Below are 13,087 nucleotides of genomic sequence, written 5' to 3' on the forward strand. Positions count from 1 at the left end.
AAGTGACGACACGCGGGAGCGACTTCAGTGAACGCTTGCGTTCACTGTCGGGGACTCACTACCGTTGCCGCAACAGTGAACGCGAGCGTTCACTAACGCACTTGTGGGGGAACCATAGTGACAACCTCTCAAACCTCTCAGTTGATCCAGGACCCAAAGCCAGGAGCGGCCCGCCGGGAGGGACACCCCGGTATCGCACTCGCCGTCATCGCGGCCTGCCAACTCATGGTGGTACTCGACTCGACGATTGTGAACATCGCCCTCCCGCACATTCAAGACGCGCTCAAATTCAGCACGACCGACCTGACCTGGGTGATCAGCGCGTACACCCTCACCTTCGGTGGCCTGCTCCTTCTCGGCGGCCGCGCAGGTGACATCCTCGGTCGGCGCCGGGTCTTCATGACCGGCATCATGCTGTTCACGCTCGCCTCGCTGCTCGGTGGACTTGCCCAGGAGCCCTGGCAGTTGCTGGCCGCGCGGGCCCTCCAGGGCGTGGGTGGCGCGATAGCGTCGCCCACCGCGCTGGCGCTCATCACCACCACCTTCCCCGAGGGCCCGGAACGGAACCGGGCCTTCGCCGTCTTCGCCGCGGTCTCCGCGGGCGGCGGCGCCATCGGGCTGCTTGCGGGCGGCATGCTCACCGAGTGGCTCGACTGGCGCTGGGTGCTCTTCGTCAACGTGCCCATCGGCGTGCTGATCACCGTGCTCGCCCCGATGTACATCAACGAGTCCGAGCGCCATCCGGGGCGCTTCGACGTCGCTGGCGCGCTCACCTCGACGGCCGGTATGGCCTCCCTGGTCTACGGGTTCATCCGTGCCGCGGAGGAGGGCTGGCGCGACAGCCTCACGATCGGGTCGTTCGCCACGGCACTGGTCCTGTTGCTGGGCTTCGCGTTCATCGAGACCCGGGCGAAGGAACCGATCACCCCGCTGAAGATGTTCGGCGACCGCAACCGCTCCGGCACGTACGTGATCATGCTCAGTCTGGCCGCGGCGATGTTCGGGATGTTCTTCTTCATCGTCCTGTTCGTACAGAACGTGCTGGGTTACAGCCCGATCCAGGCCGGTCTGGCGTTCCTGCCCGTGACGGCGGCGATCGGCATCGGAGCGGGGCTGTCGCAGCGGTTCCTGCCGGTCCTCGGGCCCAAGCCGTTCATGGTCGTCGGCTCCGCCCTCGTCGCGCTCGGGCTCGGCTGGCTGACCTTCATGAGCCCCGACAGCACGTACGTCGGCGGGGTGCTCGGCCCGATGCTGCTCTTCGCCTTCGGCATGGGCCTGAACTTCGTGACACTGACCCTGACCGCGGTCTCCGGCGTCGCCCAGCACGAGGCGGGCGCCGCGTCCGGACTCCTCAACGTCACCCAGCAGGTGGGCGGTTCGCTCGGTCTGTCCATCCTGACCACGGTCTTCGGCTCGGCCAGCCGGGACGAGGCTGAGAAGCAGCTGCCGAAGTTCCTGGCGAACGGCTCGCCCGAGCAGAAGGCGGAGTTCGCCAAGACCCACCAGTTGCCCGCTCCGTGGGGCCACGACGTGCTCGCCCAGGGCATCTCGACCGCCTTCGTCCCGGCCGTCGCGATGGCGGTACTCGCCCTGGCCACCGCCGCGCTGGTGATCCGGGTCCGCAAGAGCGACCTGGAGGCCCTCTCGGGCACGGCGGGGCCCGCCGCGGGCTGAGGCGGGTCCGCCGAAGCTTGGCGGGGCTGCGGAGGCCGGTCCCCGGTCCGGGATACGGACGGCGAGGACCACGGTCCGGCCATCCGCAGCGGAACGGCACCCCGGGGCCTGGCCTTGCAAGCAGCTGTACGGCACCGGGGGCGGCCTTCGAGGACGTACGGCACCGAGGGCGGCCCCTGCCGGAGGTACGGCACTGGGTCCGGGCCTCGCAGCCAGCGGTACGGCAGCATGTCTGTCCCCGCGAGCGGCACCACAGCGCCGGGGTGACCCCTGAGCCCATGGGGCGCGGCGCGGCACCAAGGGCGAGCCGTGCTGCGCGCGGGCCGACACCGAGGAACGTCCATCAGGCCGGGGTACGGCATCGCAGGCGGCCCACCAGCCCACCGCTCTACGGCGCCGACGGCCAACCCGTGCAACGGCCAACCCCGCGCGACGCGCTACCCACGAGCCTCCTGGCGCCCGAAGCCGCACCCGTGCCGCGCGACATCCACCCGGCCCCTGCCCGGGCATCGCGTTCCGCAGCGGACTCCCCCGGCGTCACCGAACCGCCTCGCGGCCTACGCCCCCGCCCGCACCCAACCCGGCAGGCTCTCCGTCCGCTCCACCCACTCCCCCGGCGGCGCGCCCGCCTTACCCGCGGCGATCACACCGCCGACGATGGCGCAGGTCGTGTCCATGTCGCCGCCCACCTGGGCGGTCGACCAGAAGCCCTCTTCGTAGTCGCCCAGAGCCCGGGCCGCGGACCAGAGCGCGAACGGCACCGTGTCGTGCGCCGTCGTACGCCGCCCGCAGCCCAGTACGGCGGCGACCGTCGCGGTGTCCCCGTAGTCGAGCATGTCGCGAGCGCGCCGCAGGCCGGCTCCCACGGCGCTGCGCGGGACGAGCGCGACGACGCCGTCGAGCAGTGCCTCGGCACTCGGCGGGCTCGCCGGGTCGGCCGCCAGGGCGGCGGCCGCGGCGACGGCCATGGCACCCACGACGGCCTCGCGGTGCTGGTGGGTGGTGTACGCCGAGATCTCCGCCTGGTGGACAGCCTGCTCCGGGTCGTCCGCGTACCAGGCCCCCAGGGGGGCGATCCGCATCGCGGCGCCGTTGCCCCACGAGCCCTGTCCCTTGAAGAGGGCGGACGCCAGCGCCCGCCAGTCGCCCCCCTCCCGGATCTGCCCCAGCAACCGGTTGACCGCGGGACCGTAGCCCCGGTCGACGTCGTGGTGCTCGGCGAAGGAGCCGGCCAGCGCGTCCTGGTCGATGCGGCGGTGCCGGGCCAAAACGGCCACTACGGAGGAGGCCATTTCGGTGTCGTCCGTCCACCGCCAGGGGCCGGACGGCAGCTCGCGTCGCTTGAGCAGCGGGTAGTTCACGGGCACGAAGAACCGCGAGCCCAGCGCGTCCCCCACCGCGAGTCCACGCAGGCTGGCCAGGGCGCGGTCAAGGCGTCCGCCGGGAGAGGAATCAGAGGTCATCGCCCTGCCACTCTATCCCGGGGTCCCCGTACGACTCGGGTACACACCAGCGTTCGAACGGACGGTCAAGCGTGTACCTCCCGTCGTCGCCGAGGACGAGCATCCGCATCTCGGCGTTCCCCGGATTCGACAGCGATTCGAACTCCGCGACCGTCCAGTGGAACCAGCGCATGCAGAACAGCCGCATGGCGAGACCATGGGTCACCAGGAGCACGTTCGACGGGTGGTCGGGGGCCTCGAAGCTCCGGTAGAGGCTCTCCAGGAAGCCACCGACCCGGTCGTAGACGTCGGCGCCGGACTCCCCCTGGGCGAAGCGGTAGAAGAAATGCCCGTACGCGTCCCGATAGGCCTTCTGGAGACGCACGTCGTCGCGGTCCTGCCAGTTGCCCCAGTCCTGCTCGCGCAGCCGCGGCTCCTCGCGCACCCGTATGAGCTCGGGGTCGAGGTGGAAGGCGCGGAGCGTCTCGTGCGTACGACGGTACGGCGACACGTAAACGCTTACGCGCTCTCGCCCGAAGATCTCCCGCAACCGTTTGCCCGTCTCCTCCGCCTGCTGCCACCCCTTCTCGGTGAGCGCCAGAGCGTGGTCGGGCTCGCGTTCATAAACGGTGTCATCGGCGTTGCCCGCTGACTCGCCGTGCCGGACAAGGACGATACGCCGTGGTCGAACCATGCCAAGACCCTAAAACGGCTGACGGCCGATCGAGCACTCGTACGGGCTCCATACGGCGTAGGTCACATGTTCTCCGCGCAGATCACACCCGCGGGCGGCACTCCGATCAGACCGTCCACGAGGGCTCCAGCGCCACTATGTCGCCGGTCAGGGCTGCGACATCGGCCTCCGTCTGGGCGCGCAGCGCGAGCCGTTCCACCCGCTCGGCCCGGTATTTACCGTGTTCGGCGGCCGACTGCCACATGGACAGGATCAGGAACTCATGGCCCGGCGCCTCGCCGAAGAGGCCGCGCACCATGCCGGGCGAGCCCGCCATCGCGGGATTCCAGACCTTCTCCTGCATCAGCGCGAAGTGTTCGGCCCGTTCCTCGTGGATGCGGCAGTGGGCCACCCGCAGCAGGTCGGCGTCCGTGAAGCGCGGCTCGAAGCCGGTCTTCACATCGAACCGGTGATCGAAGAGTTTGACCTGCGAGTCCTTGAAGGTCCCCGACTGGGCAGCCGCGAGCCGATCGTGCGAACGGGCCATGAAGGAGTCGTAGAAGGCACGGCTCTCCCAGAAGGCGAAGATGTGCGCCACACCGGGCCGCCCTCGGCTCCAGCCCCCGCCCTGCCCCCGGAATCCCGGCTCACCCAGCAGCCCCGCCCACTTTCGCTGCCCCCGCTCGAAACCGCGGCGGTCCACCACGGTGCAGCGAATCCACTTGACCAGCACCGCGCCATCGTAAGGCCACGGAGCGTGGCGTCGGTCACGCTCCGGCGGAGTGCACCCGCGCGAGCGCCCCCGCGCGCGTGGCACGATGGACAACCGGCCTTGACAACAGAGCAGTTGGGGGCTGGAGAAGATAGGAAACGGGGAGGGGAAGATCCAATGACCGGTCTCAACAAGGGCATCCGCAAGGTCGAGCTCGCGGTGAAGTGGGACCCGAGTCCCGTCGGCGAGCCCGCGACCGACCTCGACATCATCGCGGCGACGTACGTGGCCGCCGATCCGTACGGAAGTCCCGCCTATGTAGTGCACTTCGACAGCCGCTCCCCGGACGGCACCATCTACCTCAACCGGGACAGCAAGGACGGCAAGGGCTTCGGCTGGGACGAGGTCATGACGCTGGAACTCGACCGCCTCAACAGCGGCTACACGCGTGTGGTGGTGGGCGTACTCATCCAGCAGGGTTCCGGCCACAAGTCGTTCGTGGGCGTCCTCAACCCGGGCCTGCGCATGCGGGAGGGCTACACCGTGCTGGCGGAGGACAACTTCGGCGGCGTCCTGGGGGCCACGGCCGCGACCGTCGGCGAGTTCGTACGCGACGTCTCCGGAGAGTGGACCTTCCATCCGGGGATCCACGGCTACGACACCGACCCGGCCGAGTTCCCGCGCGTCATGGGCACGCGCCACAACGCTTGAAACAGCCCTCTCCGTAAGAGACGCCTGAAACAGCTTTCTCCGTAGCAGCGAGAAAACGCCGAAGGGCGGCACGACCGGTGGTCGTGCCGCCCTTCGGCGTTTCAGGTCAGCTGCAACCGCTGGTCGAACCGCAGCCCTCGCAGATGTAGCAGGAACCGGCCCGCTGCATCTTCGTACCGCAGGAGAAGCACAGGGGGGCGTCCGCCTGGATGCCCAGCTGCATCTCCACCAGTTCGGCACTGGTGTGGGCCTGCTTCGGGGCGGGCTTCGCCACCTCGACCTCGGCCTTCGGGGTGACCACGGCCTTCAGCTCCTGCGCACGGGGCGCGGACTGGGCCAGGCCCTCGACGTCCATGTCGACATCGTCGGACGGCTCGTAGGAGCCCGTCTCCAGGTGCCGCTGACGCTCCTCGGCGGAGTGGATGCCGAGCGCGGAGCGCGTCTCGAAGGGCAGGAAGTCCAGCGCCAGGCGACGGAAGATGTAGTCGACGATCGACTGCGCCATCCGCACGTCCGGGTCGTCCGTCATGCCGGCCGGCTCGAAGCGCATGTTCGTGAACTTCGAGACGTACGTCTCGAGGGGCACGCCGTACTGCAGACCCACGGAGACCGCGATCGAGAAGGCGTCCATCATGCCCGCGAGGGTGGAGCCCTGCTTCGACATCTTCAGGAAGACCTCGCCGAGACCGTCGTCCGGGTAGGAGTTGGCGGTCATGTAGCCCTCGGCGCCGCCCACCGTGAAGGAGGTGGTGATGCCGGGACGACCCTTGGGGAGGCGCTTGCGGACCGGGCGGTACTCGACGACCTTCTCGACCGCGGCGCGGATGGTCTCCTCGGCCTTCGCCGTGACCTCGGTCTTCTCCTTGTCCTTGGTCTTGGCCGAGAGGGGCTGGCCGACCTTGCAGTTGTCGCGGTAGATCGCGAGCGCCTTGACGCCCATCTTCCACGCCTCGAAGTAGACCTCTTCGACGTCCTCGACGGTCGCCGTCTCCGGCAGGTTGACCGTCTTGGACAGCGCGCCGGAGATCCAGGGCTGGATCGCGGCCATCATGCGGACGTGGCCCATCGCGGAGATGGAGCGCTCGCCCATGGCGCAGTCGAAGACCTCGTAGTGCTCGTGCTTGAGGCTCGGGGCGTCGACGACATTGCCGTTCTCGGCGATGTGGGCGACGATCGCCTCGATCTGCTCCTCCTGGTAGCCCAGGCGGCGCAGGGCCTGCGGAACGGTGCCGTTGACGATCTGCATCGAGCCGCCGCCGACCAGCTTCTTGAACTTGACCAACGCGAGGTCGGGCTCGAGGCCGGTGGTGTCGCAGGACATCGCGAGACCGATGGTGCCGGTCGGAGCGATGACCGAGGCCTGCGCGTTGCGGAATCCGTTCTTCTCACCGAGGTGCAGCACGTCCTGCCAGGCCTCCGTGGCGGCGGCCCAGATCGGCGTGTCCAGGTCGTCCACACGGACGGCCACGCCGTTGGCGTCGGAGTGCTGCTTCATGACGCGCTGGTGCGGCGCCGCGTTGCGGGCGTAGCCGTCGTACGGGCCGACGACCGCGGCGAGCTCGGCGGAACGCCGGTACGAGGTGCCAGTCATCAGCGAGGTGATGGCACCGGCGAGGGCGCGACCGCCGTCGGAGTCGTACGCGTGACCGGTCGCCATCAGGAGAGCGCCCAGGTTGGCGTAGCCGATGCCCAGCTGACGGAAGGCGCGGGTGTTCTCGCCGATCTTCTGGGTCGGGAAGTCCGCGAAGCAGATCGAGATGTCCATCGCGGTGATGACCAGCTCGACGACCTTGGCGAAGCGCTCGACCTCGAAGGACTGGTGGCCCTTGCCGTCGTCCTTGAGGAACTTCATCAGGTTCAGCGAGGCGAGGTTGCAGGACGTGTTGTCCAGGTGCATGTACTCGCTGCACGGGTTCGAGCCGTTGATACGACCGGACTCCGGGCACGTGTGCCAGTGGTTGATCGTGTCGTCGTACTGGATGCCCGGGTCGGCGCAGGCCCAGGCGGCCTCGGCCATCTTGCGGAAGAGCGTCTTGGCGTCGACCTCCTCGATGACCTCGCCGGTCATACGGGAGGTGAGACCGAACTTGCCGCCCGTCTCGACCGCCTTCATGAACGTGTCGTTCACACGGACCGAGTTGTTGGCGTTCTGGTACTGGACGGACGTGATGTCGTCGCCGCCCAGGTCCATGTCGAAGCCCGCGTCACGGAGGGCGCGGATCTTCTCCTCCTCCTTGACCTTGGTCTCGATGAAGTCCTCGATGTCGGGGTGGTCGACGTCGAGGATGACCATCTTGGCCGCGCGGCGGGTGGCGCCACCCGACTTGATCGTTCCTGCGGAGGCGTCGGCACCGCGCATGAAGGAGACGGGACCCGAGGCGTTGCCGCCCGAGGAGAGGAGCTCCTTGGAGGAGCGGATACGGGAGAGGTTCAGGCCGGCGCCGGAGCCGCCCTTGAAGATCATGCCCTCTTCCTTGTACCAGTCGAGGATCGACTCCATGGAGTCGTCGACGGACAGGATGAAGCAGGCTGAGACCTGCTGGGGCTGAGGCGTCCCGACGTTGAACCAGACCGGGCTGTTGAAGCTGAAGATCTGGTGCAGGAGGGCGTACGCCAGCTCGTGCTCGAAGATCTCGGCGTCGGCGGGCGAGGCGAAGTACTTGTAGTCCTCGCCGGCCTTCCGGTACGTCTTCACGATGCGGTCGATGAGCTGCCTGAGGCTCACCTCGCGCTGCGGGGTGCCCACAGCACCACGGAAGTACTTGCTGGTGACGATGTTGACCGCGTTCACCGACCAGAAGCCGGGGAACTCGACGCCACGCTGCTCGAAATTGATCGAGCCGTCGCGCCAGTTGGTCATGACGACGTCACGGCGCTCCCATTCCACCTCGTCGTACGGGTGCACGCCGGGGGTGGTGTGGATGCGCTCGATGCGCAGTCCCTTGCTGGCCTTGGTTCCGCCCTTGGCGCGGGAACCTCGTGCCGGACCGCTCGCCGTCTCTGTCATGCCGCCTCCCTGTATCGGGCTAAAACGCCCTGAAGTGCCACGTTCTTCCCATGGCAAGGTGTGTGTCTGGTGCTGCGGGCGCCGCCACGCGGCCGCCCGCAACAGGTCCTTGGTCGCCACCGATGGGGGGCCGATCCGAGTCGGCCCTTCCGTCAGTCGGCGGCGTTGGCGGGCACGGGGACCTGGACGGTCGCTCCGGACCCGCGGTCGCTTTCCGGGCGCTCCACGCCCGCATCCGCCACGCCCGCGTCATCCTCGTCCGCGGCGGGGCGCTGCTTCGTCTCTTCCCTGAGTTCCACGATGGCGGCCTCGAAGTCCTCGAGCGAGTCGAACGCCCGGTACACGGACGCGAAGCGCAGATAGGCGACGAGGTCGAGTTCCTGCAACGGGCCGAGTATGGCCAGACCCACGTCGTGGGTGGTCAGCTCGGCGCTCCCGGTGGCCCGCACCGCCTCCTCGACCCGCTGGCCGAGCTGGGCGAGCGCGTCCTCGGTGACCGGCCGCCCCTGGCACGCCTTGCGCACGCCATTGATGACCTTGGTACGACTGAAGGGTTCGGTGACGCCGGACCGCTTGACCACCATCAGCGAGCACGTCTCCACCGTCGTGAAACGACGGGAGCAGTCGGGGCACTGGCGGCGCCTGCGGATCGACGTGCCGTCATCGGTCGTACGGCTGTCGACGACACGGCTGTCGGGGTGCCTGCAGAAGGGGCAGTGCATGGCTCCAACCCTCCTTCACAGCACGACTCATAGACCTCGCGGGACCTCTCGGGCCCCTCGAAGCAGCCCCAAGCATAGGCGATGGCGGGAGGCTCGAAGACCCGGGGGACCACAACTTCTGGGCTGCTGCAGCAATCCAACCACTAGATGTGGGGATCGACCCGTAAATTCACCCAGGACACGCGTGTCGCGCACGTAATGGCATGTGCCGCACGGCCATACCGATCCCGGACACACGGAGATACCGTGGTCAGCGCGCGGAAGGGGGCCGGTACCCGACTTACGGGGTGCCGGATGGCAGACTGGGCTGCGGCCCACATCTGTCGGCACGGTCATCGCCCCGGCGGTGAAGAGTACAGCAATGAGCCCTTTTGTCCGCCGGATGCAGCGTTGGCTATACACCCAGACACATGATCACGACAGACAATCCGCGATTTTTCACTCGAACGTGTGTTTGGCGCAACCTTTCGAAAGCAACTACCGTTGTCCAGCAGGGAGACCATCGAGAGGGGCCGACGTGACCACCACCGCAGACAGTGCCACCATCACTGCCCAGGACCGCTCCCAGGGCCGACTCGAGCCGGTGCATGCGATGAACGAAGCCACGAATCATGAGGGGCCCAAGCGCTCCCTGCCAGGGCGACCTCCAGGCATCCGCGCCGACAGCTCGGGACTCACCGACAGGCAGCGCCGGGTGATCGAGGTCATCCGGGACTCCGTGCAGCGGCGCGGCTACCCGCCGTCGATGCGGGAGATCGGACAGGCGGTCGGCCTTTCCAGCACCTCGTCGGTCGCCCACCAGCTGATGGCACTGGAGCGCAAGGGCTTCCTGCGCCGCGATCCGCACCGGCCGCGCGCGTACGAGGTCCGGGGCTCCGACCAGTCCTCGGCACAGCCCACCGACACGGCGGGCAAGCCGGCCGCGTCGTACGTCCCGCTCGTCGGCCGTATCGCCGCCGGTGGCCCGATCCTGGCCGAGGAGTCGGTGGAGGACGTCTTCCCCCTCCCCCGGCAGCTGGTCGGTGACGGCGAGCTGTTCGTCCTGAAGGTCGTCGGTGACTCGATGATCGAGGCCGCCATCTGCGACGGGGACTGGGTGACGGTCCGGCGCCAGCCGGTCGCGGAGAACGGCGACATCGTGGCCGCGATGCTGGACGGCGAGGCCACGGTGAAGCGGTTCAAGCGCGAGGACGGCCATGTGTGGCTCCTCCCGCACAACGCCGCGTACCAGCCGATTCCCGGCGACGAGGCGACCATCCTGGGCAAGGTGGTGGCGGTGCTGCGGCGCGTGTGACGGCACACGCCGGGCGGGACACCCCGCCCCGCCCTTGACCGGGCCCCGGGACCACCTGCGCCGGTTCCGGGGCCCTGTGCGTTGCCCTCCGGGGGTCAGGCGGGGGGCGTTGGCGGCGTGCGCGGCATCCAGAGATGGCCCGCCTCGACCAGACCCCCCGTCGATGCTTTTGCTCGCGGGGGGCCGGAGGATCGTCCCCAGGCTTCGAGGGAAAGGCGTAGGCGCCGAGCGATATGCGCACGCGCCGGACGACACGTGCGGGCGTCGGGCGACATGCCGGACCACCTGCGCCGGACGCCTACCCGACATGCGGCGGTAGTTTGCCGGACGACATGCGTAGATGCCGGACGACATCCGCAGGCGCCGGACGACGTGCGCGTTGCCGAGAGATATGCGCAGGCGCCCAGAGACGTGCGCTGTCGCCGGACAACATGCCCAGGCTCCCAGCGACATGCACAGGCCCGGGCGACATGCGCGCACGCCCAGCGACATGCTCGGGCGCCGGACGGCATACTCGGGCGCCCAGCGATAGGCGCGGGCGTCGCGCGGCATGCTCGGGTGTCGGGAGGATCAGAGGTGGGCCCGGGACGGAGATCCCGGGCCTGAGAGCACGCACGGCACCTGGGGGTGCCCACAGGGCGGGTGGTTCGCGGGGTCCGCGTGTGGCCGTGTGGGTGATGTTGTTGGGCCGGAGGGGCGTCCGAGGCGGAGCAACTCCGCCCGTGGGGGCACCCGTGCGGGCCCGCCTCGGGCCAGGTGCGCGAGTTCCCTCAGCCCCCCGCACGGAAGTTCTACGCCTCCTGCGTCTCCCCCGCCTCCTCCGTCTTCCGGGCCGTCGCGTCGATCGCGGTGAGCGACCTCCGTACCTGGTTCCGGTCCGTGGTGTACCAGAAGTCGGGGAGGGACGCCTTGAGGTAACTGCCGTAGCGCGCCGTCGCGAGGCGCTGGTCCAGTACGGCCACCACCCCCCGGTCGCCCGTGGCCCGTACGAGGCGGCCGGCGCCCTGGGCCATCAGCAGCGCCGCGTGGGTCGCGGCAACGGCCATGAAGCCATTGCCGCCGTTCTCCTCGACGGCCTTCTGGCGGGCACTCATCAGCGGGTCGTCGGGACGCGGGAAGGGGATCTTGTCCATGACGACGAGCTGGCAGCTGGCCCCGGGGACGTCGACGCCCTGCCAGAGCGAGAGCGTGCCGAAGAGGCAGGTCTTGGGGTCGGCCGCGAAGTTCTTGATCAGCTCGCCGAGCGTCTCCTCGCCCTGCAGCAGGATGGGGTACTCGGGGATGCGCGAGCGCAGCTCCTCCGCCGCGAGCTGGGCGGCCCGCATCGAGGAGAACAACCCCAGCGTGCGACCCCCCGCGGCCTGGATCAGCTCGGTGAGCTCGTCCAGCATGTCCGCACGGTCGCCGTCGCGCGCGGGGCGGGACAGGTGCTTGGCCACGTACAGAATGCCCTGCTTGGGGTAGTCGAAGGGCGAGCCGACGTCCACGCCCTTCCACTGCGGGAGGTCTTCGCCCTCGGTGCCCTCCGGGGCGAGTCCCAGCGACGCCCCCACTCCGTTGAAGTCACCGCCGAGCTTCAGGGTGGCGGACGTCAGGACGACGGAACGGTCCGCGAAGAGCTTCTCCCTGAGGAGGCCGGAGACGGACATGGGGGCGACGCGGAGCGAGGCGCCGAAGCGGTCGTGCCGCTCGTACCAGACGACGTCCCACTCGGAGCCGTTGGTGATCCGCTCCGCCACGTCGTGCACCGACTCCACCGAGGCGAGAGCCTGCTTGCGGACGGAGTCCTCATCCTGGACGGACTTGTCGCGGGTGGAGCCGATCGCCGAGATCACCGTACGAGCGGCGTCGCGCAGTGCCATCAGCGCGTATCCGAGATCCTCCGGGATCTCCTCCAGGCGGCCCGGAAGCGCGAGCTCCATCAGCCGCTCGAAGCCCTCGGCGGCGGTCTGGAGCTGATCGGCCGCCTTCTCGTTGACGAGCTTCGCGGCGCGGCGCACCGCGCGGTTGACCTGGCCGGGCGTGAGCTCGCCGGTCGCGACACCGGTGACCCGGGAGACCAGCTCATGGGCCTCGTCGACGATCAGCACCTCGTGCTGCGGGAGGACCGGCGCGCCCTCGATGGCGTCGATCGCGAGCAGCGCGTGATTGGTGACGACGACCTCGGCGAGCTTGGCGCGCTCGCGGGCCATCTCGGCGAAGCACTCCGCTCCGTAGGCGCATTTGGTGGCGCCCAGGCACTCGCGGGACGAAACGGACACCTGAGCCCACGCGCGGTCGGAGACGCCGGGCGTGAGGTCGTCGCGGTCACCGGTCTCGGTCTCGTCCGACCAGTCCCGCAGTCGCAGCAGGTCCTGGCCCAGCTTGCTGGTGGGCGCGGCCGCCTCGAACTGGTCGAAAAGGCCGTCCTCCTCGTCCTGCGGCACGCCCTCGTGCAGCCGGTGCAGACACAGGTAGTTCGACCGGCCCTTGAGCATCGCGAACTCCGGGCGGCGGCGCAGCAGCGGGTGCAGCGCGTCGACGGTCCGCGGAAGATCGCGCTCCACGAGCTGCCGCTGGAGCGCCAGGGTGGCGGTCGCCACGACGACCCGCTCCCCGTGGGCGAGCGCGGGCACGAGGTAGCCGAGCGACTTTCCGGTGCCGGTGCCCGCCTGGACCAGCAGGTGGGAGCTGTCGTCGATGGCACCCGCGACGGCTTCGGCCATGGTCACCTGGCCAGGGCGCTCCGTGCCGCCGACGGCAGTGACGGCAGCATGCAGGAGTTCGGGGAGTGAGGGCTCTGTCATAGCGTTGCCAGCCTACGGGGCGCCACTGACAATCGGGCGATCAAGGCCCGGCCTGCGGACGCGATC

General features: G+C 69.2%; 9 protein-coding genes. 3 read left to right on the plus strand and 6 right to left on the minus strand.

Going from position 1 to position 13,087, the window contains the following annotated elements; genetic code table 11:
• The first annotated feature begins 141 nt into the window (after positions 1 to 141).
• Entirely contained in the window at positions 142 to 1,674 is a 1,533-nt protein-coding gene (locus tag ACZ7M3_RS44895; RefSeq protein ID WP_472071596.1) for an MFS transporter, read from the plus strand.
• A 557-nt stretch (positions 1,675 to 2,231) separates the two neighbouring features.
• On the opposite strand, the gene ACZ7M3_RS44900 is transcribed toward ACZ7M3_RS44895, so the two are convergent.
• The 3 genes from ACZ7M3_RS44900 to ACZ7M3_RS44910 all read right to left on the minus strand — a co-directional run bounded on the left by ACZ7M3_RS44900 (position 2,232) and on the right by ACZ7M3_RS44910 (position 4,522).
• Positions 2,232 to 3,137, minus strand: coding sequence for an ADP-ribosylglycohydrolase family protein (locus tag ACZ7M3_RS44900; RefSeq protein WP_054229882.1), 906 nt, complete (start codon positions 3,135 to 3,137; stop codon positions 2,232 to 2,234).
• The gene (locus ACZ7M3_RS44905; protein WP_095852218.1) at positions 3,127 to 3,810 is read right to left on the minus strand and encodes a histidine phosphatase family protein; all 684 of its coding nucleotides are present in this window, start codon (positions 3,808 to 3,810) and stop codon (positions 3,127 to 3,129) included. The genes ACZ7M3_RS44900 and ACZ7M3_RS44905 overlap by 11 nt, the downstream gene beginning before the upstream one ends.
• Positions 3,811 to 3,916: 106 nt before the next feature.
• Complete coding sequence (locus ACZ7M3_RS44910) at positions 3,917 to 4,522, minus strand: YdbC family protein (protein WP_351312623.1); 606 nt, start codon at positions 4,520 to 4,522, stop codon at positions 3,917 to 3,919.
• Positions 4,523 to 4,546: 24 nt separating this feature from the next.
• On the opposite strand from ACZ7M3_RS44910, the gene ACZ7M3_RS44915 reads away from it, so the two are divergent.
• Positions 4,547 to 5,212, plus strand: coding sequence for a TerD family protein (locus ACZ7M3_RS44915; RefSeq protein WP_472071598.1), 666 nt, complete (start codon positions 4,547 to 4,549; stop codon positions 5,210 to 5,212).
• Positions 5,213 to 5,318: 106 nt separating this feature from the next.
• Here ACZ7M3_RS44915 and ACZ7M3_RS44920 read toward each other — a convergent pair whose 3' ends face one another.
• Positions 5,319 to 8,219, minus strand: a complete 2,901-nt coding sequence (locus tag ACZ7M3_RS44920; RefSeq protein ID WP_472071600.1) for a vitamin B12-dependent ribonucleotide reductase — start codon at positions 8,217 to 8,219, stop codon at positions 5,319 to 5,321.
• Between the two features lie 152 nt (positions 8,220 to 8,371).
• The gene (gene nrdR, locus ACZ7M3_RS44925; RefSeq protein WP_472071602.1) at positions 8,372 to 8,941 is read right to left on the minus strand and encodes a transcriptional regulator NrdR; all 570 of its coding nucleotides are present in this window, start codon (positions 8,939 to 8,941) and stop codon (positions 8,372 to 8,374) included.
• Positions 8,942 to 9,458: 517 nt separating this feature from the next.
• On the opposite strand from nrdR, the gene lexA reads away from it, so the two are divergent.
• A complete protein-coding gene (lexA, locus tag ACZ7M3_RS44930; RefSeq protein WP_054229877.1) occupies positions 9,459 to 10,235 on the plus strand; it encodes a transcriptional repressor LexA in 777 nt (258 codons plus the stop codon).
• Positions 10,236 to 11,026: 791 nt separating this feature from the next.
• On the opposite strand, the gene ACZ7M3_RS44935 is transcribed toward lexA, so the two are convergent.
• Positions 11,027 to 13,021, minus strand: a complete 1,995-nt coding sequence (locus ACZ7M3_RS44935) for an ATP-dependent DNA helicase (protein WP_472071604.1) — start codon at positions 13,019 to 13,021, stop codon at positions 11,027 to 11,029.
• Positions 13,022 to 13,087: the final 66 nt, after the last annotated feature.

The organism is Streptomyces sp. NPDC111656 (genome assembly GCF_055656965.1).

What these genes read in the sequence shown, in the direction of transcription:
- ACZ7M3_RS44900 (WP_054229882.1), bottom strand. Translation starts at nt 3,137, where the DNA reads ATGACCTCTGATTCCTCTCCCGGCGGACGCCTTGACCGCGCCCTGGCC.
- ACZ7M3_RS44905 (WP_095852218.1), bottom strand. Translation starts at nt 3,810, where the DNA reads ATGGTTCGACCACGGCGTATCGTCCTTGTCCGGCACGGCGAGTCAGCG.
- ACZ7M3_RS44920 (WP_472071600.1), bottom strand. Translation starts at nt 8,219, where the DNA reads ATGACAGAGACGGCGAGCGGTCCGGCACGAGGTTCCCGCGCCAAGGGC.
- nrdR (WP_472071602.1), bottom strand. Translation starts at nt 8,941, where the DNA reads ATGCACTGCCCCTTCTGCAGGCACCCCGACAGCCGTGTCGTCGACAGC.
- ACZ7M3_RS44935 (WP_472071604.1), bottom strand. Translation starts at nt 13,021, where the DNA reads ATGACAGAGCCCTCACTCCCCGAACTCCTGCATGCTGCCGTCACTGCC.